Annotated in this window: 18 protein-coding genes; 9 read left to right on the plus strand and 9 right to left on the minus strand. The window is 60.8% G+C overall.

The window, feature by feature from the left end:
• Positions 1–116: 116 nt before the first annotated feature.
• The 6 genes from DBR00_RS03825 to dibA form a co-directional block, all read right to left on the minus strand.
• Positions 117–1,406, minus strand: coding sequence for an FAD-binding oxidoreductase (locus tag DBR00_RS03825; RefSeq protein ID WP_108486615.1), 1,290 nt, complete (start codon positions 1,404–1,406; stop codon positions 117–119).
• Positions 1,407–1,491: 85 nt separating this feature from the next.
• On the minus strand, positions 1,492–1,947 hold the full coding sequence (locus DBR00_RS03830; RefSeq protein ID WP_108486614.1) for a GNAT family N-acetyltransferase: 456 nt from the start codon (positions 1,945–1,947) through the stop codon (positions 1,492–1,494).
• A gap of 8 nt (positions 1,948–1,955) precedes the next feature.
• The gene (locus DBR00_RS03835; protein WP_108486613.1) at positions 1,956–3,608 is read right to left on the minus strand and encodes a diguanylate cyclase; all 1,653 of its coding nucleotides are present in this window, start codon (positions 3,606–3,608) and stop codon (positions 1,956–1,958) included.
• Positions 3,601–3,987, minus strand: coding sequence for a response regulator (locus tag DBR00_RS03840; protein ID WP_108486612.1), 387 nt, complete (start codon positions 3,985–3,987; stop codon positions 3,601–3,603). Before DBR00_RS03840 ends, DBR00_RS03835 begins: the two co-directional genes overlap by 8 nt.
• Before the next feature lies 1 nt (position 3,988).
• Positions 3,989–8,455: a PAS domain S-box protein gene (locus DBR00_RS03845; protein ID WP_108486611.1), complete on the minus strand. Its 4,467-nt coding sequence runs from the start codon at positions 8,453–8,455 to the stop codon at positions 3,989–3,991.
• The gene (gene dibA, locus DBR00_RS03850) at positions 8,455–10,770 is read right to left on the minus strand and encodes a phosphodiesterase DibA (protein ID WP_108486610.1); all 2,316 of its coding nucleotides are present in this window, start codon (positions 10,768–10,770) and stop codon (positions 8,455–8,457) included. The genes DBR00_RS03845 and dibA overlap by 1 nt, the downstream gene beginning before the upstream one ends.
• A 167-nt stretch (positions 10,771–10,937) precedes the next feature.
• Between dibA and desA the strand changes: the two genes are divergently transcribed.
• From desA to DBR00_RS21260, 8 genes are all read left to right on the plus strand, one after another.
• On the plus strand, positions 10,938–12,122 hold the full coding sequence (gene desA, locus DBR00_RS03855; RefSeq protein WP_108486609.1) for a delta-9 fatty acid desaturase DesA: 1,185 nt from the start codon (positions 10,938–10,940) through the stop codon (positions 12,120–12,122).
• A 130-nt stretch (positions 12,123–12,252) separates the two neighbouring features.
• Positions 12,253–13,224 (plus strand): sensor domain-containing diguanylate cyclase, encoded by a 972-nt coding sequence (locus tag DBR00_RS03860; protein ID WP_108486634.1) that lies wholly within the window; start codon positions 12,253–12,255, stop codon positions 13,222–13,224.
• A gap of 433 nt (positions 13,225–13,657) precedes the next feature.
• Entirely contained in the window at positions 13,658–14,935 is a 1,278-nt protein-coding gene (locus DBR00_RS03865) for an OprD family porin (RefSeq protein ID WP_108486608.1), read from the plus strand.
• A 333-nt stretch (positions 14,936–15,268) separates the two neighbouring features.
• On the plus strand, positions 15,269–15,592 hold the full coding sequence (locus DBR00_RS03870) for a helix-turn-helix transcriptional regulator (RefSeq protein ID WP_108486607.1): 324 nt from the start codon (positions 15,269–15,271) through the stop codon (positions 15,590–15,592).
• On the plus strand, positions 15,592–16,023 hold the full coding sequence (locus tag DBR00_RS03875; RefSeq protein WP_108486606.1) for a YeeE/YedE family protein: 432 nt from the start codon (positions 15,592–15,594) through the stop codon (positions 16,021–16,023). The genes DBR00_RS03870 and DBR00_RS03875 overlap by 1 nt, the downstream gene beginning before the upstream one ends.
• A 2-nt stretch (positions 16,024–16,025) precedes the next feature.
• On the plus strand, positions 16,026–16,442 hold the full coding sequence (locus DBR00_RS03880) for a DUF6691 family protein (RefSeq protein WP_108486605.1): 417 nt from the start codon (positions 16,026–16,028) through the stop codon (positions 16,440–16,442).
• Between the two features lie 129 nt (positions 16,443–16,571).
• Positions 16,572–16,634: a hypothetical protein gene (locus DBR00_RS21385; protein WP_371920631.1), complete on the plus strand. Its 63-nt coding sequence runs from the start codon at positions 16,572–16,574 to the stop codon at positions 16,632–16,634.
• Positions 16,635–16,891: 257 nt separating this feature from the next.
• The gene (locus tag DBR00_RS21260) at positions 16,892–18,211 is read left to right on the plus strand and encodes a PAS domain-containing methyl-accepting chemotaxis protein (RefSeq protein WP_108486604.1); all 1,320 of its coding nucleotides are present in this window, start codon (positions 16,892–16,894) and stop codon (positions 18,209–18,211) included.
• 28 nt (positions 18,212–18,239) lie between these two features.
• On the opposite strand, the gene aguA is transcribed toward DBR00_RS21260, so the two are convergent.
• A complete protein-coding gene (gene aguA / locus DBR00_RS03895; protein ID WP_108486633.1) occupies positions 18,240–19,346 on the minus strand; it encodes an agmatine deiminase in 1,107 nt (368 codons plus the stop codon).
• Positions 19,347–19,760: 414 nt separating this feature from the next.
• Here aguA and DBR00_RS03900 point away from each other — a divergent pair, with 414 nt between their 5' ends.
• On the plus strand, positions 19,761–21,470 hold the full coding sequence (locus DBR00_RS03900; protein ID WP_108486603.1) for an amidase: 1,710 nt from the start codon (positions 19,761–19,763) through the stop codon (positions 21,468–21,470).
• Positions 21,471–21,550: 80 nt separating this feature from the next.
• Here DBR00_RS03900 and rmf read toward each other — a convergent pair whose 3' ends face one another.
• The gene (gene rmf, locus DBR00_RS03905; protein ID WP_108486602.1) at positions 21,551–21,760 is read right to left on the minus strand and encodes a ribosome modulation factor; all 210 of its coding nucleotides are present in this window, start codon (positions 21,758–21,760) and stop codon (positions 21,551–21,553) included.
• A gap of 149 nt (positions 21,761–21,909) precedes the next feature.
• Positions 21,910–23,490, minus strand: coding sequence for a glutamate--cysteine ligase (gshA, locus tag DBR00_RS03910; protein ID WP_108486601.1), 1,581 nt, complete (start codon positions 23,488–23,490; stop codon positions 21,910–21,912).
• Positions 23,491–23,620: the final 130 nt, after the last annotated feature.

Consider the following 23,620-nt stretch of genomic DNA (forward strand, 5'->3'; position numbering starts at 1 on the left):
GCGAAGGTGAGGCAAGGCGAAACGCGCCGAAGAAGCGGAGTTTACGGGTTGTAAATGAGCATTCTGAGGCGTGTTTCAACACAGCATCACCGAGCGCAGTAGCTTGAAGACAGATTTCAAATTACGTCGCGCAGGCGATACCAGGCCTTGCCCACGGCTTCGATCGGCGCGGCCAGTAGATCACCGCCGGGGAAGCGCGGGTTGCTCAGGCCCTGGTACAGCTCAAGCAGGTCGGCGTCACCGAGGATCGCGTCGCTGACCGCACGGGCGGCGGCCAGGGTCGGCAGGATGCCGTGGCCGGAGAAGCCCTGCAGCCAGTACTTCTGCCCACTGCGGCCGACGTCCGGGGTGCGGTGCATCGTGCAGTCGATATGCCCGCCCCAGCCGTAGTCGATCTGCACGCCGCGCAGTTGCGGGAACACCCGCTCCAGATACGGCCGGGTGGCCGCTGGTACGTCCTTGGGGATGCCGCCCAAGTAGGTGCAGCCGCCGCCGAACAGCAGGCGGTTGTCCGGGGTGACGCGGAAATAGTCCGGCACGAACTGGTTGTCGATGGCGCAGGTGCCACGCGGGAACAGCGAGCGCGCCAGCTCCGGGTCCAGCGGCGCGGTGGCGACCTGGTAGGAGCCAACCGGCAGCAGGCGCTTCGACAGCTGTGGATCGAGCTTGTCGATGTAGGCGTTGCAGGCCAGTACCAGCACATTGCTGCGCACCTCGCCGTGTTCGCTGCGCGCTACATAACCGTCCGCAGTTTCTTGATAACTCAGTGCCTTGCTCTGCTCGAAGATCTTGCCGCCCGCTTTCTCGATGGCATCGGCCAGGCCCTGGGCCAGTTTCAGCGGGTTGAGGTGGGCCGCGCCGCTGTCGTGCACGGCGGCCAAGTAACGCGGACTGGCAATCCACTGCGGCAATTCGTTTTTCGGGATAAAACTGAGCTGGTTGTAGCCGTGTTTGTGTTCGGCTTCTTCGATGCTGTCCTGCAGTTGGCGCACGCGACGCGGCAGCACGGCGGTGTAGATGGCGCCGGTGCGGTAATCAATATCGAACTGATGCCGCTCGGGCAGCTCGCGCATTTCTTCGGCTGCCCAGACCATGCTGTCCCACATGCGACGGGCGCGCTCCAGGCCTAATGCCTTCTCAAACGGCGGCATATCGCAGGACCAGCCCGGCAGCGCCTGACCACCGTTGCGCCCGGAGGCCGCCCAGGCCAGGCGACTGGCCTCCAGCAGCACCACCTTCTTGCCCGCCAAAGCCAGGCGCAGCGCGCTGTGCAGCCCGCTGAAACCACCGCCGATAATCAGCACATCGCATTGCAACGCTTCCTGCAGGCGCGGGCGCAGCGGGATGGCGCCGGGGTAGGTGCCGGCGTAGTAGGTGCCGATGTGCTGGGCGGATTGTTTGAACATGGCGCGCCTCATGAAATTCTATTTAAATAATTTCATGAAAATCTACGCCATAAATTTCATAAAACCAAGTGCAAAGACGTTTGGCCTAGTTGAGATCGATGGCTAAACGCAGACGATCTTTATGCTGCAAACCTTGTTCGAATAGCGGTTCGGGATAGTGGCGAAGAAAGTAATCCGGCTCGACGGCATACACCCGAAGCCCGGCGCGCTGGTAGAAGGTCAGTTGGTGGCCAAAGCTGCCGGTGGCGACTTCCAGGCGCATTGCGCCCAGTTGCCGGGCGCTGTGCAGGGCGTGCTGCAGCAGTTGCGTGCCGATGCCCTGGGCCTGGCAGTTAGGGACGACGGCGATATTCATCAGCTCCAGGATTCCAGGGCCGCGCGCCCGTAGCACATAGAGACCGACGACCAGGTCATCAAGCTCGGCGAGGTAGCAGTGACCGTCCGCCAGGTAGGCTTGCACATACGGTAGATGCGGATCGGCTTCCAGCAGCAGGGCCGTCGGCAGCTGCGCGGCATTACAGGCGCGAATAGTTAGGTTCATGGCCAGCTTCAGCGCACCTGATTGCGCCCGTTGTGCTTGGCCGCGTACAGCGCGCGGTCTGCTTTATCCAGCAGATCATCGGCACCTGTTGGTGCATCTTCGGTGGAGGAAATGCCGGCGCTCAGGGTGACCGAGAACTGCTGGCCATTGGCGATAAAGTGCAGTTCGGCAAAGCGCTGGCGGATTTCATCGAGAATGCGCCGCGCCTGGTCAGACGGGCAGTCCGGCAGCACCACAAGGAATTCTTCACCGCCGTAGCGGCCGAGGCTGTCGATGCGCCGCAGGCGCTGGCGCAGCAGGTTGGCCAGGGCACGGATGACGTTGTCGCCAGCGGCATGGCCGTAGCTGTCGTTGACCTTTTTGAAGAAGTCGATATCCAGCATGGCTACGCTGGCCGGTTTACCGCTGCGCTGCGCACGCTCAAGCTCGACTGCCGCCTGTTCTTTGATATCGGCGTGTTTGAGCAGGCCGGTGAGGCTGTCGCGCGACAGCGCGTTGCTCAGCAGGCGCGCGCGCTGGGCGCGGGAAAACACGGCCGCCACCAGGGCGTTGTCGGAAATCGGTTTGGTGACGAAGTCATCGCCCGCCTTGATCAGGGCATTCATCTGTCGGTTGATGTCGGTTTCGGCCGAGAGGTAAACGATCGGTACACGCAGCCAGTCGTCGTTCATGCGGATGATCTGCGCCAGCTCCGGGCCGGTGCAGCCGGGCATGCTGACATCGAGCAGCACCACTTCGGGGTTGAAGCTGCGCATGCGGGAAAAGATCTCTGCCGGTTCGTGGAGCATTTCCACCAGCATGTTGGCACCGCGCAGGATCAGGCTGAAGCGGCTGGCCAGTTCGCGGTCGTCGTCAATGATCAAAACCCGGTAAGGCGCGCCTTGTTGCTGGGCAAAGCAGCGTTCCAGACGGTTTTCCAGTTGCGGGATGTCCACCGGCTTGGTGAAGAAGCCCAGGGCGCCGACACGCACGGCTTGTAGGTGGGTGGCAAAGTCGTCCTGAGTGGTAATCACCAGCAGCGGCAGCGGTTCATCCAGGCGCTGTTGCAGGTTGGCGGCATACTCCAGGCCGGTGAGGGCTTCGTCAGGCAGGTTGACGTCGACGATCAGCGCGTCCGGCAACTGCTTTTGCAGGGCCGCGTCGAGCTCGGCGATGCGGGTGAAGTGTTCGGCCTGGTAACCAAAGTTATTCAGTGTCAGGCGCATGCTTTCGCCAATCGCACGCTGATCTTCGAGGATATAGATGCGCCGCGCGCTGCTGTTGACGCGTGGCGTCTTGAAGGGCTGCGGGGCCTGCTCCTGTTGACGTTCGGCCTGGAACTGCTGGCTGGCCAGCTGTTGCAGGCTGCGGCTGAAGTCCTGCAGGCTCTGTTGTTCCTGCTGCAGGGTTTCCAGCCACTGATCGGCTTCCTGTTCCAGCTCACGGGCGCGCTGGCCGAGGCTGCTGAAGCCGAACGTGCCGGCGGCGCCGGCGAGCTTGTGCAACTGATCGCGCAGGGTTTGCAGGTGCTGTTGTTGCTCCAGCGGATCGGCGCTGTGCAGCAGGCCCTCGGCATTGCGGCCGAGGGCTGGCAGCTCCTCGTGCAAGCGCTGGGCGAAGGCATTGCTGAGCTGCTGCAGGCGTTGCTGCAGTTCATCGGCGGGGGGTTGGCCATTACTCATGAGCCTGGCTCCAGATTTGCCGCACCTGGGCGGCCAGTTGCATCGGGTCGAAGGGCTTGATGATCACATCACGGGCGCCGAGGCTGCGGTAGTGGGCTATTTCCGCCGGCTGTACCTTGGCGGTCATGAATGCCACCGGCACTTGGTTGATGTCGATGAGTTGGGCGATTCGTGCCAGGGTTTGCGGCCCGTCCATGTCCGGCATCATCACATCCAGCAGGATAAAGTCCGGGGCAAAGTCTTGCAGTTGATCCAGTGCATCCTGGCCATTGGCACAGCTGAGCACTTGGAAGCCGCCAACGGCCTCCAGCGCCAGTTTGGCCACCGCCTGGATTGAAGGGTCGTCTTCCACATGCAGGATGCGCTGTAGTTCAGGCATATCAGGTGTTCTCGGCGCTGGAGAGCGACTCAGGTGTCGGTTCTGCAGCCAGATTAGTCAGTTCAAACCAGAAAGTCGCGCCCTGTCCGGGCGGCGAGTCGAAACCAATGCGGCCGTCCATGCGCTCGATGATTTCCTTGCTGATGGCCAGGCCCAGGCCTGTGCCGCCTTTCTGTCGGGTATCGGTGGCATCCGCTTGGGAAAACTTGCTGAAAATCCGCGATTGGAAATTTTCCGGCACGCCCGGGCCATGGTCGCTGACGCTGACCCTGACCTGCTGACCCTGATGGGTCACTTGTACGTCAACCGTCTGCCCGGCAGGAGAGAATTTCGCTGCGTTGGACAGCAGGTTGGCCAGCACTTGTGCCAGGCGCAGGCGGTCAACCTGCACCACGGCTGGGGTGGCTTCGGTTTGCAATTTCAGTTGTACGCGGAAGTGCTCGGCATACGGCTGATTCTCTTCGATGGCCTGTTCCAGTAGCGGCTGTAGAGGCTCGGGCCGCAGTTCGAAGAACATCTTGCCCGCGACCAGTTTTTCCATGTCCAGCAGGTCATTGATCAGCAGGTTGAGGCGTTGGCTGTTGTCCTGGGCGATTTGCAGCATTTGCTGCATGCCGGCGGGCACGGCACCGAGGGCGCCGCCGTTGACCAGACCGAGGGAGCCGGCGATGGCGGTCAATGGTGTACGCAGTTCATGGCTGACGGTGGAGACGAACTCGTTTTTCATCCGTTCGATGCGTTTACGCTCCTCGATATCACGGATCACCGCAATAAAACGCCGTTCGCCCTGGTGGCTGATCTGTGAGATGGCCAGCTCGATGGTGAAGGTTTCGCCGTTGCTGCGCAGGGCCGTCAGTTCGATTTCCTTACCGAGCATCTGCTGGATACCGGTTTTCAGGAAATGACTGAGGTAGCGGGCGCGCATCGAACGTTGCGGCTCGGGCAGCAACAGGGTGGCACGGTGCCCGGAAACCTCCAGGTGGCTATAGCCGAAAATACGTTCGGCAGCGAGGTTGAAGGTTTCGATATAGCCCTGCTGGTCGATGGTGATGATCGCATCGAGTACGTTGTCGAGCAGGGCTCGCAGGTAATCCTCACGTTCACGAATGGCCATTTCTGTGGCGATGCGTTCGTTGAAGTCCTGGATTTGCACCACAAAGTGCACCGGTTGGTCGTTGCTGTCGCGCACCAGAGAGACGCTGAGCAGCACCCAGATGATCCGCCCCTGGCTGTCCAGGTAGCGTTTCTCCATCTGGTAGGTGTTGACCTCGCCTGCCAGCAGTTCTTCGACATGCTGCAGGTCGGCGTCCAGGTCGTCAGGGTGGGTGATTTGCTGAAAGCTGGTTCGCTGCAATTGCTCGCGGCTATAGCCGAGCATGCTGCAGAGCACTTCGTTGACTTCCAGCCACTGGCCTTGCAGGGACACCAATGCCATGCCCTGCGGCGCGGTACTGAAGGCACTGCTAAAGCGCTGTTGGCTAAGGCGCAATTGGTCTTCCACGGCTTTGCGGTCGCTGATGTCCCAGATAAACCCGGAGATCCACTGCAACTGGCCGTCGTTGTCATATTCGCCACGGCCTTTTTCACGCACCCAGACGCTGTGGCCATCGGCATGCAGCAGGCGATAGGTCAGTTCAAAGGATTCCTGACGTTCGACCGCGGCCACCGCGCGGTAGGTGATCGGCAGGTCATCGGGGTGCACCACGCTGGCGAAGCTGCGGATGCGGTTGTTGATGAAGTCATAGGCCGGGTAGCCGCTGAGGCTGTGGATCTCTTCGCTGAGGTAGCTCATCGACCAGTCCGCATCGTTGCGGCAGCGATAGACCGCCCCTGGCAGGTTGGCCACCAAGCCGCGGAAGCGACTCTCGCTCTTTTGCAGGGCTCGGGCGGTCTGCTGCAGTTCGTTGATGTCGCTGGCAATACCCAGGTAGCCGCTGATATGGCCCCGGCCATCGCGCATGGCACTGACGGTGAGGTTGACGGTACGCGGTTCGCCATTCTTGCGCAGGTAAGTCCACTGCCGCGTTTCCGGCTCGCCTTTGGCCGGGATGCAGGTGAGGACGGCAAAACCCTGGATGACCTGGCCTTCCTGCAGGCTGAGTTGGTGAGCGCGAGCCTGGATTTCGTCTTCGCGATGAAACAAAACAGGGCTGTGTTGGCCAATAACTTCGGCACTGCGGTAGCCCAGCAGGCGTTCGGCGCCGGAGTTAAACAGGGTAATCAGACCATCCAGATCGCTGGTGATGATGCTTACACCGGTGGCAGAGTCGAGTACGGCCTGGAGAAAGCGCCGAGCTTCGCGGGTCTGCTCTTCATGTTGCAGACGCTCCAGGGTGGCGCCGACCCAGCGGGCGAACAGGCGCATGAACTCTTCGTCAGCATCGTCGAAACTGCTGCGGGCGCTGCTGGCTGCAAAGCACAGGGTGCCAAAGCGTTGGCCGGCCACCCAGACGCTGGTGCCGATATAGCTTTCCAGCGCAAAAAGCGGGTAGCAGGGATGCGTGGCATGTTCGCTCTGACTCATGGCGGCGATGGCCAGTACGTCTGTACTGCGCAGGGCGATGCTGCAGTAAGTGTCGCCCAAGCTGAAACACTGGCCGTCCTGCAGGCCAGTGTGGGGGGATACCTGAACCATGACCCGGTAGGTGTCACCTTCAACTTGGCTGATGATGCCAATCGGCATGCCATAGAACGCGGCGCCCAGTTGCAGGGCCTGCCGCAGTTGCTCGTGGGTACTCAGTTTGGGCAGGGCGGCGATTTCATTGAGTGCATGTAGCGCGGCCTGTTGGCGTTGCATGCGCACTTGAGTCTGTTCGCGTTGCTGATCACGGCGCAGTGCTTCCAGGAGTTGGCCGAGGGTGGTCAACAGGGGTTGCAGCTGTACGGCAAAGTCAGCGCTGTAGCCGCCCTCGCGGTTGGCCAGGCCGAGCATGCCGAGCAGTTCGCCGTTGGCATGGATGGGCAGGCCGGCAAACGCCTGCAGCGCTGGGTGGCCGGACGGCAGGCCGCCGCTATGCGGGTGGTTGGCCGGATCATTGCTGATCAGCGCCTTGCCACTGCGGATGACCTGGCCGAACAGGTTGGCGAGGTTATGGAACTCCAGGCCAGCCGCTGCACGCATATCGTAGTCCGCGTGGCTGTGTTCATCCCAGGCGATGTTGCTGATGGCAAAGGTGCGCAAGAACGGGGCGCCTTGCGCATCGGCAAGGATTTCGCCGATAAAACCGAATTGGCTGGCTGTGAGGTCGAGAATCCGCTTGAGCAAGGCATCGAAGGCTTCGCGCTGGTTATGCGCATTGATATACGCCGCCTGTGCCTCGCTGATCAGGCCGAGCAACTTGCGCGAAGCTTCGCTTTGCTGATGCTTGTCCTGCAGTTCCTGATGATGGCGTCGCAGCAGCATCTGGCTGCTGTAGCGGGTTGCTTGCAGGAGCAATAACAGCAACGCTTCTGCTGCCAGCCAGGCGAGTAGCCACTTGCCCATCAGCCAGCGTTTTTCTTGTTGGTGATGGTCATGGAGTGCACTGATGTCGCGCCAGGTCAGGGCGACCACTGTCGGTGCATCGCCCGGCTGGGCGACGGCTGGATAGCGGTCGAGTGGCAGTTGATTGAGCAGGTATGTCTGCCCGTGGTCTTGCAGCAGTCGCAGGCTGTCGCCTGTGGCCGGTTCAGGCAGCAGATTGCGGCTTTGCCAGTGCTGCGCTTCGGGGCGTGAGAAACCTTCCAGGTACCAGGTCGGAGGCGTGCTGGATGCTCCCGCCGGGCGTTCAGCGGAGTATTCGCTCAAGGCCGCACGGGTCATGCGCAGGGCAATGCCTGCGCCTAGCTCGCGATCCAGCTGTTGCAGGTTGTGCGCCAGATTCAGGCTGATCTCCAGCGCCCCAATGGTCAATGGCGCCTGGTTGCCCTCGACCTGCAGCGGGATGATGGCGCGTGATACCAGGCCTTCTTCGGAATCCCCCAAGCCACTCTTGCGGGTGGCCGACTGCAGGGCGTCAAGCAACATGCGCCGGGGGGCTTGCGGCTGGTCGGCAAAGCGTTCTGGCTGGTGTACGCGCAGCAATACTGTGCTATCGGCCAGGTGCAGGGTGAGGCTGAACGGGTGGCTCTGTTGCAGGTTACGCCAGCGTGGCGCCAGGCGTGCGAACAGTTGCCCGCGGATGTTTTGCAAGGCGCGCGCCTGGTCTTCAACCTGTGGATTCAGGGTTGCCGCCTCACGCACCAGTTCAACCAGCCAGGCATCCGCAACCAGGGTTTCGCCGAGCAGTTGCGCCTGGTGCTCCATGTTCTGTTGGGCACTGCGCAAGGCCAGGCGCTGCGCCTCATGCAGGTGGGTAAGCTGCATCTGCCAAAGCGCTTCACGCTCATTGATGGCGGCCGTGCCCAAGACAATGAACAGCAGCGCCAGGCTGAAACTGCCGAAACCGACGATCCAGTGGATCATCGAGGGCTTTACCTTTGTGTGCATCAATAGGCCCCGGGACGAATGACGCTGTTGCTCCCGTGATACACGGGTGGCTGGGCATTTTCCAGCTGTTCTGTGAGTGCAGCGGCCGGCTGCGGCCGACCGAAATGGTAGCCCTGGCCATGGTCACAGCCGAGCTGACGCAGCAACTCAAGCTGTTCCACGCGTTCAATGCCCTCGGCCAAAATCTTTAGCCCCATGCTGTGACCGAGGGCGATTACTGCACGGGTAATGGCGATGTCGTCCTGGTCATCAGGCAGGCCGGCGACAAAACTCTGGTCAAGCTTGAGCTTGTGTACGGGCAAGCGCTTGAGGCGGGCGAGTGAGCTGTAGCCGGTCCCAAAGTCATCAATAGCCAGACGCACGCCCAGGTTACGCAGGCGTTCGAGTAGCCTGAGGGCGGTATCAGGATCATCCATCACCGCACTTTCGGTCACTTCAAGCTCCAGGCAGGCGGCGGGTAGACCGCTGTCGCTCAATACTTCAGCAACCCGCAGGTCCAGTTCGCCACGGCTGAACAGGCGGCTGGAAATGTTGACCGCAACAAACTGCAGGTTAATGCCCGCTGCCTGCCAGGCGACCATCTGTCGACAGCTCTGTTGCAGAACCCAGGCATCAATGGCGCTGATCAGGCCGGTTTCTTCGGCTATCGGGATGAACTCGCCAGGCCCGACCAAACCGCGTTGCGGGTGTTCCCAGCGCACCAGAGCTTCGACGCCGATCAGCTGCTGGCTATGCAGGCAGAGCAGTGGTTGGTAGTAGACCCGCAGTTCCTGGCTATCCAGCGCATGGCGCAGGGCGCTGGCCAGTTCGACGCGCTGGTGGGCATGGGCCGTCAGCTCCTGGCTGTAGAAGGCATAGCTCTCGCGGCCGCCACTTTTCGCCTTGAACAGCGCCGAGTCGGCATTGCGTAGCACCTGGGCGACATCCTGTGCATCTTCCGGGTATAGACAGATGCCAATACTGGCGGTCACAAACAGTTCGTGGTCAGCCACTTCGAAGCCGGTGGCCAGGCAGCTTTGCAGGCGCTGCGCCATAACCGCAGCCTGTTCGGCGCTTTGGCATTGTTCGTAAAGCAGGCCGAACTCGTCACCCCCGAGGCGGGCCAGGGTCATGCGCTTACCCAGTTGCTCGCCGAGTCGCTCCCCCACGGCTTTCAACAGCAGGTCACCGATGTTGTGGCCGAGGCTTTCGTTGATGTGCTTGAAGTGGTCGAGGTCGATCAATAGCACCGCCCCCGTGTGCTGGTCGCTGCGGTCGCGCTCCAGTGCGTGCTCGACCCGCTCGGTGAACAGCAGGCGGTTGGGCAGGTTGCTTAGCGGGTCGTGGTGGGCGAGGTAGTCCAGCTCACGCTGCGAGCGCTTGAGGGCGCTGATATCGGAAAACACGGCCACATAGTGGCTGATCTCGCCTTGCTCGTCATGAATCACCCGGATGCATTGCCACTGCGGGTAGATTTCGCCGTTCTTGCGGCGGTTCCACACTTCGCCACTCCAGGAGCCGCGTTGTTGCAGGGTATGCCACAGGTTGTCGTAGAAGCCTTTGTCATGACGGCCGGACTTCAGCAGGCTGGGTGATTGGCCGAGGATTTCCGCTTGTTCATAGCCGGTGATACGGGTAAAGGCCGGGTTGCAGTGAACGATACGCTGCTCGGCGTCGGTGACCAGTACGCCTTCCTGGGTGGCATCAAACACGGCAGCCGCCTGGCGCAGGCTGTCTTCATCACGGCGGCGCTGGGTGATGTCGCAGGCGGTGCCGATCAGTCGCTCGGCGTGTCCTGATGGATTGAACAACAGGCGGCCGCGGAACTGAATCCAGCGGTAGCTGTTATCGGCTTGGCGCAGGCGATAGTTGATCTCGTAGGGCACCGGGTTGGATGCCTCCAGGCGCTGTTGCAAGGTGCGCTCGAAGGCCTCGCGATCATGCGGGTGCAGGTGTTCTAGCCATTGTGGCTGGTCGATCTCGCTGGGCGAGCCGAGCAACGCTGCGTAGCCGGGGGAGAAATACAGTTGATGGCTTTGCAGGTCCCAGTCCCACAGGCCGTCCTGGGCGGCATCCAATGCCTGTTGCAGGCGTTTCTCACTGTGCTGCAGGGCTTCGCGACTGCGTTGATGCTGACGGTGATGGGTGCGCAGGATGACAAACAGCAGAACGCCGGTCACGCCGACAAAGGCCAGGCCTTTTAACAGTTGCGCGCGCTCCAGCTGCTCAAGGGACAACCCCAGAGCGATCAGCTGGCTGTCACTGAATAATACCCAGAGGCTGGCCGCCAGGAGGTAGGCGAGGGTCAAACGCCAGGCACTAAAAGATGCAGTCATGGGCTACGGGTCAATCCATTGTCGGGGGCAGCAGTATAGAGGTTGGTCAGGGGGCGGCATTCTTATGCAAAAGACCAACTGGTTTTCTGATCCGGGTCAGGGATAATGTGTACAGATGTGCGCTAAAAAACCGCCATGTCTTTCCTTTTTTATGAGGCACGTGATCCATGTGGTACAACGGTTTTCTCGACTTGTCGATCTGGCAACTGATCGCGGTCACCCTGCTGATGACGCATGTGACCATCGTCAGCGTCACGGTATACCTGCATCGCTACTCAGCGCATCGCGCCCTCGAATTGCATCCGGCGCTGAAACACTTCTTCCGCTTCTGGCTGTGGCTGACTACGGCGCAGAATACCCGCGAATGGACCGCGATTCATCGCAAGCACCACGCCAAATGCGAAACCGTCGATGACCCGCACAGCCCGGTAATCAAGGGCCTGAGCACCGTATTGCGCAAGGGGGCGGAGCTGTACCGCGAAGAAGCGCAGAACCCGGAAACCCTGCGGATTTACGGCAAGAACTGCCCCGAAGACTGGATCGAGCGCAACCTCTACTCGCGCTTCCCGGTTGGCGGCGTGGCGCTGATGGGGGCCATCGACCTGGCCCTGTTCGGCGCTGCCGGCATCACCATCTGGGCGGTACAGATGATGTGGATTCCGGTGTGGGCAGCGGGCGTGATCAACGGTCTCGGCCATGCTGTTGGCTATCGCAACTTCGAATGCCGCGATGCGGCGACCAATCTGCTGCCCTGGGGCATCCTGATCGGCGGCGAAGAACTGCACAACAACCATCACACCTACCCGAATTCGGCCAAGCTGTCGGTGAAGAAGTGGGAATTCGACATGGGCTGGTTCTGGATCAAGCTGTTCAGCTTGCTCGGCCTGGCTCAGGTGCAGCGTGTTGCGCCCATCGCTCACCGGGTCGAAGGCAAGCGCAGCCTGGACATGGACACCGCCATGGCCATCCTCAACAACCGTTTCCAGATCATGGCGCAGTACCGCAAGCTGGTGATCGCGCCGCTGGTCCAGCAGGAGCTGGCCAAGGCCGATGCCTCGGTGCGTCACCACTTCCATCGTGCCAAGCGCCTGCTCTCGCGGGAACCGAGCCTGCTCGATGAAGGCCACCAGGCGCGCATCCAGCGCATGCTGGAGCAGAGCCAGGCGCTCAAGGTGATTTACGAAAAGCGCCTTGCCCTGCAGCAGATCTGGGTGAAAACCAGCGCTAATGGCCACGAGATGCTTGAAGCCATCAAGCAATGGGTCACTGAGGCGGAAGCCAGCGGTATTCAGTCGCTGCGTGAGTTCGCTGAGCAACTGAAGACCTATTCATTGCGCCCGGCCGCTGTCTGAGTCGAGGTGACGTAACGTGAGCCCGCCTATTGGCGGGCTTTTTCTTGGCACCCTATGCTCCGCAGATCCCCTGCTGATTTCTGGCGTATGCTGATTCCGTGGCCCGATGACCAATGCGGTGGCGGTATTTATGGATGAACACAGCAAACTGCAGTTTGAGTTGGAGGAATTGACCCTGGCGCTGTTGCACACCCGTGGCGAGGTGGCGCGTCTGCAGGAGCGTGAGCAGTTATTCAGCACCCTGCTGGGAAGTGTCAATGCGGTGCTCTGGGCATTTGACTGGGATGCTCAGCGCGTCATTTATGTCAGCCCAGCGTATGAGCGTGTATTCGGTCGCTCTGTCGCGTTGCTGCTGGCGGGCTATGAGGAGTGGCGCAATAGCATCTACCCGGACGATCTGGAGTACGCCTCGACAAGCTTCGCTCAGGTGCTGCAGAGGGGCGCAGTAGAAGCACGTGAATACCGGATCTTACGCGGGGATGGTCAGGTCCGCTGGCTCAGTGACAAATGCTTTGTCAGCCGTGAGAACCCCTTGGGGCAGCCCCATGTCATCGTCGGCATTGCCGAAGACATTACCGAAAAGAAACAACTGGAAGGCGAACTGCATCGTTTGGCCACCACCGATGTACTGACGCAGAGTGCGAACCGTCGGCACTTCTTTGAGTGTGCTGAGCGTGAATTTGCCCAGGCCCGTGAGTACGGCAGCCCACTGGTTTTCCTGCTGCTTGATTTGGACGATTTCAAGCAAATCAATGACCGTTACGGCCATCAGATGGGGGATCAGGTGCTGCAACGTCTGGCTTATACGACTACCACGGTGTTGCGGCGGGGGGATTTGTTTGGTCGTATTGGTGGTGAGGAGTTTGCGGCGCTGTTTCCCCGGTGCGAACTGGCTCTGGCTGAGCAGATTGCCGAGCGACTGCAACGAGATGCGCGGCGGTTGAGCTTTAATCAGGACAACACGACGTTTGGCATCACCCTGAGTCAGGGGCTGACCAGCCTGCGCCCCGACGATGCTGGTCTGGATGCGCTTTATGCGCGTGCCGATGCGGCCATGTACCGCGCCAAGCGTCAGGGCAAGAATCAGGTCGTGATTGATTGAGTTAATGTGGCGGTAATTCGCCATCTATTGGGTTTTAATCGGCAAGAATCTGCTTGCTCCGCTTTCTACAGGTGTCTCGGTTTTGCCTTGCTTTCGCGCCAGGCTACGCATCATAAGGGCTGCGGCCAGGCTGGCGCAGTATCTGCATAGGGCTCGCTCATAACGGCCAGGAATCCCGCCGACCAATAAGAATGAAGAGCCCAGACCATGACCTGCACCTGCCCACATACAACTCCTCATTCCCCAGTACGCGCTGAGAGCCATCGCGCGTTCACCTGATCCTGCTTGTGTTCGGTGGTGATTGCCCGCACCGGTTTGTGCCCGCGTGTCACCGCCCCGACATGAGCCCCGAATTCGGTGCGCGCCTGCCGCTTCATTATCTGAAGTTTTCAGCGCACCGATGTGCAACCCACACATAACTGGAGAACACATAATGAGAAAGACCTCCCTGGCCCTGGCCGTTGCGGCCAGCACCCTGGGCTTGTCCCTGAGCCAAGCGGCGTTTGCTGATTTGCTGGGCGACAGCAAAGTCACCCTTGAAGCGCGCAATTTTTACTTCAACCGTGATTTCCGCCAGGGCAACGGCAATGTGCCGGCTCAGAGCCAGTCCAAGCAGGAAGAGTGGGCTCAGGGCTTTATTCTGCGCGCCAACTCCGGCTTTACCGACGGCACCGTAGGCTTTGGTGCGGATGCCATAGGCATGTTCGGCTTCAAACTGGACTCGGGTGATGGCACTGCAGGCAGTGGTCTGCTGGTTCCGGATCGCTCTTCCGGCGGCTCTCAAGACAATTACTCCGACCTGGCCGTTGCAGCCAAGGCGAAAATCTCCAACAGCACGCTGCGTGTGGGTCAGATGCAGTTTAAAAACGCCGCCATCACTTCCAGCGACGGTCGCTTGCTGCCGCAGGTGTTCGAGGCTGGCCACCTGGTTTCCCAGGAAATCGACGGTCTGATGCTGGAAGCGGCGCACGTGCGCGAGGTGAATAACCGTAACTCCAGTGATTACGAAGACATCTCGATTACCAGCGGGGGGCGTCGTGGGATTACCACGACCGGCGGTATTACCACTGACGCATTCGACTTTATCGGCGGTACCTACAAGCTTACCAACGACCTGACGGCCGGTTACTACTATTCGAACCTTGACGAGCTGTATAAGCAGCATGCCTTTAACGCCGTGCATGTGCTGCCGCTGGGCGACAAGCAAAGTCTGAAAACTGACCTGCGCTACGCCCGCTCCACCGACGATGGCAACCGCAGCAACGTCGATAACAAAGCGCTGGGGGCCATGGTCACTTACGGCCTGGGCGGCCACGCCTTTGGTTTGGGTTACCAGAAGATGAGTGGTGATACCGGTTTTGCCTACATCAACGGCACCGACCCGTTCCTGGTCAACTACGTGCAGATTGGCGATTTCGCCAACAAGGATGAGCAGTCCTATCAAGCCCGTTATGACTTTAACTTTGCCTCCATCGGTATTCCGGGCCTGACCTTTATGACCCGCTACCTGACCGGCGATAACGTCGACCGTGGTCGTGGTGTGTCCGAAGGCAAGGAGTGGGAGCGCAACACCGAGCTGATGTACGTCTTCCAGGAAGGTGCACTGAAGAACCTGGGTGTGCGGTGGCGTAATGCGTCTGTGCGCTCGAACTTCGCCAACGACCTCGACGAAAATCGTCTGATCGTCAGCTACACCTTGCCGCTGATGTAAGTCGGGTGTTCACCGGCTGAGTTGTTGCATCCACCTCAGCCGGCGCAAGGCTAATAGCCTACAGCCGTGATCAATGCCGCTCCCCTGGTGCAGGTGAGCGGCATTTTTCTGGGTGGTGCATTCATGTTCTCTGTCCTCCGTCGGACGGTGTTGAGCGCCGTGACGCTCAATACAACCTGTCGCGCAAAAGCCTTAAGGCATTGCACACCGGCCACTGCGGGGGCGCTTTAGCGACGACGCCTGTTCGCAAGGGTGCGGACTCGCCCTCAACAATCGGCTTGCCAATCAATCTATAAATAAATAGATTGTTTTTATCTTAATTGAGTGTGGGCCATGACCCCAGATGCCGCCCCCCTGGATATTCAGCAACTGCGCGCCAATGCCGATGCCGCTGGGCAATTGCTCAAAGCGTTGAGTAATCCGGACCGCCTGTTGTTGCTGTGCCAACTCTCGCAAGGCGAGCGCAATGTCAGTGATCTGGAGGCGTTGCTGGCCATTCAGCAGCCGACGCTGTCACAGCAACTGGCGGTGCTCCGGCGTGAAGGCTTGGTAGCAACCCGCCGGGACGGCAAGCAAATCTATTACTGTATCAGCAGTCCGGCGGTGCTGGCGGTGATCAGCACCCTGTATCAACTGTTCTGCTCAGGTGCCCAATGATGATTATCGACTGGTACAACTTCACGCCTTGGAGCGCTCTCGCCGGTGGTGCCTTGATCGGGTTGGCAGCGAGTCTGTTTGCCGTAATGAATGGGCGTATCGCTGGCATAAGTGGCCTGCTCGGCAGTCTGCTGGACGGTGGTGAGGGGCGCGGAGAAAAAGCTCTGTTTCTGCTGGGTGTGCTGCTTGCTACTCTGCTTTGGCAAGTGGCTACTCGGTTGCCTGAAATGCAGGTCGACAGCGGCTGGCTGGCGCTAACGATTGCCGGCCTGCTGGTCGGGGTCGGCACGCGATATGGCGCCGGTTGCACCAGTGGACATGGCGTATGCGGTCTCTCACGGCTTTCGCCGCGCTCACTGGTGGCTACCTTGACCTTTATGGCGGCGGGATTCGCCAGCGTATTTATCCTGCGTCATCTGCTGGGGGGTTAGATATGCGCAAACTGGTGGCGTTTCTCGCGGGCGTACTTTTTGGCATTGGCCTGCTGACTGCGGGCATGGCGAATCCGGCCAAAGTGCTGGCTTTTCTTGATGTGGCCGGTGCCTGGGACCCTTCTCTTGCCTTGGTGATGGCGGCTGCTATTGGTGTGGCATTCCTGCCATTCAGCTGGGTTCGGCTGCAGCGCACCAGCTTGCTGGGTGCGCCGATGCAAATGCCGACAAAGCGTGAGCCGGATCGCCGTTTGGTTGGGGGCAGCTTGCTGTTCGGTATTGGTTGGGGAATTGCAGGCATCTGCCCCGGGCCTGCCGTGGCGCTGCTGTTGACCGGGCGCTGGCAAGTGCTGTTATTCAGCTTCGCCATGCTGGCTGGAATGCTCGCTTTTACTGTGCTGGAGCGCCGGCGCGGATAACGCTGAAGACCGGGTGATCATGATGAAAGCCAATGTCGGTAACCTGCGCGTTGCGCCGGGCTGATTCTGCTGGGTCTGAGCTTCGCAGGCATGTAATTGGCCTCTGGCGTTGTCCCGCTGGCCACTGGCGTGTTCCGCTTCCGTCCGGTGTATCTGCTGCTGGGCATCAATACCTGCAAAAGCAAAGGCTAAACGCATCGCGTCATATCAAGCTGACCTGCCCCGGGCCGTTCAAACGGCGATTACTGGCTCCGCCGTCTCCTTCTGCCGTTCTCGCGTCACACCATCACCGTCACCACATGTCCGTCATGACTCGCAGTTGCAGCGGGCGTTCTGCTGGCCGTCCGAAGTTGGGCTAAAACTAAATGGACGCAAGCCGATATGCGTCATACGCAAACACATAATCCCCGATCATCCATCGCCAATGGGTGCGCTTTGAGGCTCTCTCTATGTTCGGTACAGCGCTTCGCACGGAGTTACAGCAGTCCCAGTTGCAGTTGGCGTCCTATCAGCATCTCCTGGCTGCAATACGCCAGGCCTTTGCCGTGATCGAATTTACGCCAGAGGGTGAAATTCTCGATGCCAGCCAGCCGTTTCTCTCGGTTATGGGTTACAGCCTCGATGAACTGCGTGGTCAGCATCACCGCCTGTTTTGCAGCCATGAGCAAACCTCAAGCCCGGCTTATGCGCAGTTCTGGCGACGGTTAGCCAGTGGCGAGACGTTCTGCGACCGCTACAAACGCGTGGCCAAAGGAGGGCGCGAGGTGTGGTTGGAGGCCTGTTACATGCCGGTGCGCAATGCTGATGGCAAGGTCGTACGGGTGGTCAAAATCGCCACCGACATCACCACGCGCATGCATGCCGAGTTGCAACACGAGAGCTACATGAATGCGATCAACCGCTCCATGGCGATGATCGAATTCAACATGTCGGGCGAGGTGCAAACGGCCAACGAGAACTTCCTCGGTACAACGGGGTATCGGCTCGATGAGATTCGCGGCAAACATCACCGGCTGTTCTGTGCTCACGAAGAGGTGAGCAGTGAGGCCTATCGCAATTTCTGGCAGCGACTGACGCACGGTGAAGTGTTTTCAGGGCGCTTCAAGCGGGTCGGTAAGAGTGGGAGAACAATTTGGCTGCGTGCCACCTATAACCCGCTGTTTGATGCCAATGGACGGCAGTATGGTGTGGTCAAGTTTGCCACTGACATCACCGAGCAGGTTGAGCAGCGTGAAGCGGAGTCCGCCGCCGCTCGACTGGCGTATGGCATTGCCCGGCAAACCGGCAGCAGCGCGGATGCCGGTAGCGAGACGGTCCGTGAGGCCGTGCATGTGGTCCGGGGGGTGGCTGAAGAGCTGGTGGACGTGGCGCAGCGCATTGAAGCCCTGGGGGCGCAGTCTGAACGCATCAGCAGCATCGTTCAGGTGATCCGCGGGATTGCCGAGCAGACCAACCTGCTGGCCTTGAACGCCGCCATCGAAGCGGCCCGTGCTGGCGAGCAGGGGCGCGGGTTTGCGGTGGTGGCCGATGAAGTGCGCAACCTGGCGGCGCGCACCAGTCAGGCCACCGTTGAAATCAACGACGTGGTGCGCCTTAACCATGATCTGGCCACGCAGGCCGTCAGTGGCATGGATGGCAGCAAGCAGCATGCGGAGAAGGGCGTGCTGCTGGTCAATCAGGCCGGTGAGATGATCCTGAAAATCCGTGATGAAGCGCAGCGGGTGGTTGATGCGATCGGTCAGTTCACCAATGTGATAGAGGACGAGTAGCGCCCCTCTGCAGTCGGGGCGCTAACCCTCAGCGTCCTTGAGGGGCAGGCTGTTGTTGGGTGATGCAGTGGATGTTGCCACCGCCCAGCAGAATTTCCCGCCCGGGCACCATCACCACCCGGTGCGCCGGGAACAGGCGAGCCAAAATGGCCTGGGCTTCGGCATCTTTAGGGTCTTCGAAGCTGGGCGCGATGATGCCGCCGTTGACGATCAGGAAGTTGACATAGGAGCCCGCCAGACGGATCGACGGATCGCGCTCCTGAGTGCCGGCCACCAGGTCCACCCCTGCGCATTCTTCATCGGTCGCATACAGCGGGCCGGGAATCGGCATTTTGTGCACGATTAATTGACGACCTTTGGCGTCACGGGCATTTTCCAGCACGCGCATGGCGGCCTGGCAGCGCGGGTAGTTGGGGTCATTGGCGTCATCGGTCCAGGCCAGCAGCACTTCACCGGGGCGCACGTAGCAGCAGAAGTTGTCAACGTGGCCGTCGGTTTCGTCATTGAACAGGCCGTCCGGCAGCCAGATCACCGTGTCGATGGCCAGGTGATCCGCCAGGTACTGCTCGATCTGCTCGCGCGTCAGGTGCGGGTTGCGGTTGGGGTTGAGCAGGCATTCTTCGGTGGTGATCAGGGTGCCTTCGCCGTCGACGTGGATGGAGCCACCTTCCAGCACCAAGTCATCGGTGCGGTAGCGGGCGCACCCTTCGATCTGCAGGATTTTGCGCGCCACCTGATCGTCACGCATCCAGCTGGCGTACAACCCGCCGTTATGGCCGCCCCAGGCATTGAAGGCCCAGTCCACGCCGCGCACTTCACCGCCGCTGTTGGTCACAAAGGTTGGGCCGGTGTCGCGGACCCAGGCGTCGTCGGTGGTGATCTCCACCACGCGGATATGGGGGTGGGCCAGACGCTCGCTGGCGTTTTCGTACTGCCCGGCAGACACGGCAACCGTCACGGGTTCGAATTCGGCAATGGCCTTGGCCACGGCCGTGAAGGCCGCCTGCGCCGGTTTGCCGCCCAAACGCCAGTTGTCCGGGCGCTCCGGCCAGACCATCCAGGTTTGGCTGTGTGGTTCCCACTCGGCGGGCATGCGGAAACCATCGGCGCGTGGGGTGGTGGTCAGGGCTGTCATAGGTTCACCAAAAATGAGACGGCTGGGTGGGTGGCAGTCGATGCCCGGCATGAGCTGCTACCTTACACAGGCGCTGTGCGGCAGTCATAGGACGCGAACAGTGCAGTGTTAGCGTAGCGCGGGTGCAGGCTCGTTGCAGTGGGCGGGCTATTTATAGCCGATAAAAATCGGCTTTTAAAGCATAAAAGTCTTTATTTGAGCGTTTTTTATCGATTAATATCGAATAAAAATCTGGTTACAGGGGTTCTTTACATCGACGTTTGGTTTCGCATGCCCTGCGTAAACCTCGCGTTAACACGGATTGAGTGCCGGATGTGTGCAGCGCCATGCTGGCTGACGGGTGCTGCCAACCAACCTTTACTTCACACGGCAGTGTGCGCACTGCATAACCCGCATCCCTCAGGTGGTGACAACATGATCGAAGTAACCGAGCTTTCCATTGCCGAACTGCGCGCCGCACTGGCAGCCGGTCGCACAACGGCGGTCGAGTTGGTGCAGGCCTATTACGCCCGCATTGATGCTTATGACGGTCCTGCTACACCGACCCGCCTCAATGCCGTGGTGGTGCGTAACCCGGACGCCCTTAAGGAAGCTCAGGCCTCCGATGCGCGTCGCGCCCGGGGTGAAACCCTCGGCCCGCTGGATGGCATTCCGTATACCGCCAAAGACAGTTACCTGGTCAAAGGGCTGACTGCCGCGTCTGGCAGCCCGGCCTTCAAAGACCTGATCGCCTACCGTGATGCCTTTACCGTGGAGCGTCTGCGCGCCGGTGGAGCTATTTGCCTGGGCAAGACCAATATGCCGCCCATGGCCAACGGTGGCATGCAGCGCGGCGTCTATGGCCGTGCGGAAAGCCCTTACAACGCCGCCTACCTGACTGCACCGTTTGCCTCTGGCTCATCCAACGGTGCTGGTACGGCCACCGCCGCCAGCTTTGCCGCGTTTGGGCTGGCTGAAGAAACCTGGTCAAGCGGGCGCGGCCCGGCCTCGAATAACGGTTTGTGTGCCTATACGCCGTCGCGCGGGGTGATTTCGGTGCGGGGTAATTGGCCGCTGACGCCGACCATGGACGTTGTGGTGCCCTATGCGCGCGCCATGAGCGATCTACTGGAGGTGCTGGAGGTGGTGGTCGCCGATGACGCCGACACGCGCGGCGACCTCTGGCGTTTGCAGCCTTGGGTGCCGATCCCGAAAGCCTCGGACGTCCGTCCGGCCGGCTACGCCCAACTCGCCGCCAAGGCTGACGCGCTGGCCGGCAAGCGTTTGGGTGTGCCGCGCATGTTTATCAACAAGGATGATGCCGCTGGCACCAGTGAGAACCCTGGCATCGGCGGGCCGACCGGCCAACGCATCCACACCCGACCCACCGTCATCGTGCTCTGGGAGCAGGCGCGCCAGGCGCTGGAGGCTGCCGGCGCGGAGGTGATCGAAGTGGATTTCCCACTGGTGTCCAACTGTGAAGGTGACCGCCCCGGTGCGCCGACCGTGTACAACCGGGGTATCGTTACGCCCGAGTTCCTGCATGACGAGTTGTGGGAACTGAGCGGCTGGGCCTTTGATGACTTTTTGCGGGCCAACGGCGACCCCAAGTTGAATCGCCTGGCTGATGTCGACGGTCCGCAAATTTTCCCCCATGACCCCGGCACCTTGCCCAACCGCGAAGGCGACCTGGCCGCCGGCATGGATGAATACGTCAACATGGCCAAACGTGGCCTGAAGAACTGGGACGAAATCGAAACGCTGCCCGACGGCCTGCGTGGCCTGGAGCACACGCGCAAGATCGATCTGGAAGACTGGATGGACAGCCTCGGCCTCGACGCCGTGCTGTTCCCCACGGTGGCTGACGTTGGCCCCGCGGATGCCGATATCAATCCGGCTTCGGCCGACATCGCCTGGAGCAACGGGGTGTGGGTGGCCAATGGCAACCTGGCCATTCGGCACCTGGGCGTGCCCACCGTGACCGTGCCGATGGGCGTGATGGCGGATATTGGCATGCCGGTCGGGTTGACCTTTGCCGGCCGTGCTTACGACGACTCGGCGTTGCTGCGTTTGGCGGCCGCGTTTGAGTCCACCGGCTCAAAACGCCAGATCCCGCCACGCACACCGCCGCTGTCAGGCCGTTGAATCGCGTGCTGAGTTGACTCAGCGCGTGTTTCAGCTGGGGGCTGGCACGCAGTGCGCGAGGAGTAGTGGGCTATAGGTAGTCAGGCGCTGTGACGGTGGTGCAGTTCGAATTGCTGGTGGCCGTCGTCCCAGCCGGCTTCCCAGGCAGCGATCAGCACGTCGGCGGCTAGCCCGCGCGGGGCGTTGGTCTGTCCGGTCAGCCCTGCCATGTAGCCCTGTTGGTAAGCCTTGTTGAGGCTTTCCAGGCTCCAGTGCTGGGCATCTTCCGTGGTGAGGTCGGCGCAGGCCATAGCGGCAGCTCGCAGTAGATTGACCCCTATGATGCTAGCTGCATGCTCTGGGCGAGGTGTTGCCGCTGATCCCACTTTTGCCACCACTGGTGGTTTATGTGATGCAGTTGGCGAAATGCCGGCTGCGCGCGAGCCGGCATTCTTTGCCGTTAAACAGCTAGCGCCAGGATGCTGGCCTGATAGGCAGCGGCAAAGCTGTCGAAGTCGCCCTCTTCGTGTGCTTCCAGCTCGGCTTGCTCCTGCAGCGACTGCGCGGCGCTGGCCTCGAAGGCCGCTTGCTGTTCGGTGCTCAACGGTTGACTGCGGAAGTAAGCGGCATGCAGCTTGCTCTGGCGCAGGGCGAACTCTGTAAAGCTCAGGCCTTGTTGCAGTTGCGCCAGCACCTGGGCAGACGGCGTCAGACTGGAGTCGGCGACCTTCGCCTGTTGCGCTTGCAAGGCCAGGCTATGGGCATTGCTACCCTGGTTCTGGTCGAGCAGCTCGGCCAGCGGACGGATTTGTTCCAGCAACTCATCGGCCCAGGCCTGTAGCGCCACCGGCTGGCCATTGCGGTGCAGCTGCAGGCCTGGGCGGCGGCCTTCCTTGACCACGCTGAGGAAATTGTCGGTGCAGGCATGGCATTCGCCACTTTGCAGCAGCGGGCTGTCAGCCAGTGCGCAGAACAGCAGGAAGGCGTCGAGGAAGCGCGACTCGGTCAGATCGATACCCAGCGGCAGGAACGGGTTGATGTCCAGGCAGCGCACTTCAACGTATTGCACACCACGGGCCATCAGCGCCTGAATCGGCCGCTCGCCGCTGTAGGTCACGCGTTTCGGGCGGATGTTCGAGTAGTACTCGTTTTCGATCTGCAGGATGTTGGTATTGAGCTGCAGCCACTCGCCACCCTTCTTCGCGCCGATTTCTACGTAGGGCGGGTAGGGCGTGCCGACCGCTTGACGCAGGCTGTCGGTGTAGCTGGCCAGGTCGTTGTAGCAGGGCGTCAGGCCGGACTGGGCGCTGCTCTGATAGCCCAGATCGCTCATGCGCAGGCTGGTGGCGTAGGGCAGATAGAGGGTTTCTGCGTCCAGCTCCTGCAACTGATGTGGGCGGCCGCGCATAAAGCCCTTGTGCAGCGCCGGTGAGGCACCGAACAGGTACATCAGCAGCCAGCTGTAGCGGCGGAAATTGCGGATCAGCGCGATATAGCGTGCCGACTGGTAATCCCGCGCGCTGCGCGTGTCGCCTTCGGCCTGCTGCTGCAGCTGCCACAGCCCTTCCGGCAGGGAGAAGTTGTAGTGGATGCCGGCAATGCATTGCATGGTCTTGCCGTAACGCAGGGCCAGGCCCTTGCGGTAGACGTATTTGAGTTCGCCGATATGCGAGCTGCCATAGCGGGCGATGGGGATCGTTTCCTCGTCCGGCAGGGCGCAGGGCATCGAAGGGCTCCACAGGTATTCGCCGTCCAGCTTGCTGTAGGCGAAACGGTGGATCTGCTCCAAGTCAGCCAGGGTCGTGTGCGGATCAGGCTCGGCCGGGGTGATAAATTCCAGCAGCGATTCGGAATAGTCCGTGGTGATCTGCGTGTGGGTCAGCGCCGAGCCGAGGGCTGCCGGGTGCGGGGTCAGAGCCAACTGGCCGTTGCCGTCGACGCGCAGGCATTCGCGCTCGATACCGTGCAGGCACTGGGAAAGCAGGGAGAGGTTGGCGCGCTCGCCAAGCTGGGCCAGGCGGCGGGGTAACAGGTCGCTCAAGATTGCATTCCTTCACGCATCGGTCGCCCCAATATGGGGACGACAAGCCTGCTCTACAAGGGGGCGAGAAAACCGCTTTCAGCGGTCGGTAGCGCTTTATAACCCGAGGTGGGTGAAGAAGGTTATAGCT

Source organism: Pseudomonas sp. HMWF032 (assembly GCF_003060885.1).
Taxonomy (GTDB): Bacteria; Pseudomonadota; Gammaproteobacteria; order Pseudomonadales; family Pseudomonadaceae; genus Aquipseudomonas.

Excerpts from the sequence above, each read along its gene's own strand:
- aguA (WP_108486633.1), bottom strand. The coding sequence starts at position 19,346 with ATGACAGCCCTGACCACCACCCCACGCGCCGATGGTTTCCGCATGCCC.
- rmf (WP_108486602.1), bottom strand. The coding sequence starts at position 21,760 with ATGGCCTGCGCCGACCTCACCACGGAAGATGCCCAGCACTGGAGCCTG.
- DBR00_RS03900 (WP_108486603.1), top strand. The coding sequence starts at position 19,761 with ATGATCGAAGTAACCGAGCTTTCCATTGCCGAACTGCGCGCCGCACTG.
- DBR00_RS03860 (WP_108486634.1), top strand. The coding sequence starts at position 12,253 with ATGGATGAACACAGCAAACTGCAGTTTGAGTTGGAGGAATTGACCCTG.
- DBR00_RS03870 (WP_108486607.1), top strand. The coding sequence starts at position 15,269 with ATGACCCCAGATGCCGCCCCCCTGGATATTCAGCAACTGCGCGCCAAT.
- DBR00_RS03845 (WP_108486611.1), bottom strand. The coding sequence starts at position 8,455 with ATGCACACAAAGGTAAAGCCCTCGATGATCCACTGGATCGTCGGTTTC.
- DBR00_RS03830 (WP_108486614.1), bottom strand. The coding sequence starts at position 1,947 with ATGAACCTAACTATTCGCGCCTGTAATGCCGCGCAGCTGCCGACGGCC.
- dibA (WP_108486610.1), bottom strand. The coding sequence starts at position 10,770 with ATGACTGCATCTTTTAGTGCCTGGCGTTTGACCCTCGCCTACCTCCTG.
- DBR00_RS03880 (WP_108486605.1), top strand. The coding sequence starts at position 16,026 with ATGCGCAAACTGGTGGCGTTTCTCGCGGGCGTACTTTTTGGCATTGGC.
- DBR00_RS03835 (WP_108486613.1), bottom strand. The coding sequence starts at position 3,608 with ATGAGTAATGGCCAACCCCCCGCCGATGAACTGCAGCAACGCCTGCAG.
- DBR00_RS03865 (WP_108486608.1), top strand. The coding sequence starts at position 13,658 with ATGAGAAAGACCTCCCTGGCCCTGGCCGTTGCGGCCAGCACCCTGGGC.
- desA (WP_108486609.1), top strand. The coding sequence starts at position 10,938 with ATGTGGTACAACGGTTTTCTCGACTTGTCGATCTGGCAACTGATCGCG.
- DBR00_RS21260 (WP_108486604.1), top strand. The coding sequence starts at position 16,892 with ATGTTCGGTACAGCGCTTCGCACGGAGTTACAGCAGTCCCAGTTGCAG.
- DBR00_RS03840 (WP_108486612.1), bottom strand. The coding sequence starts at position 3,987 with ATGCCTGAACTACAGCGCATCCTGCATGTGGAAGACGACCCTTCAATC.
- DBR00_RS03875 (WP_108486606.1), top strand. The coding sequence starts at position 15,592 with ATGATTATCGACTGGTACAACTTCACGCCTTGGAGCGCTCTCGCCGGT.
- DBR00_RS03825 (WP_108486615.1), bottom strand. The coding sequence starts at position 1,406 with ATGTTCAAACAATCCGCCCAGCACATCGGCACCTACTACGCCGGCACC.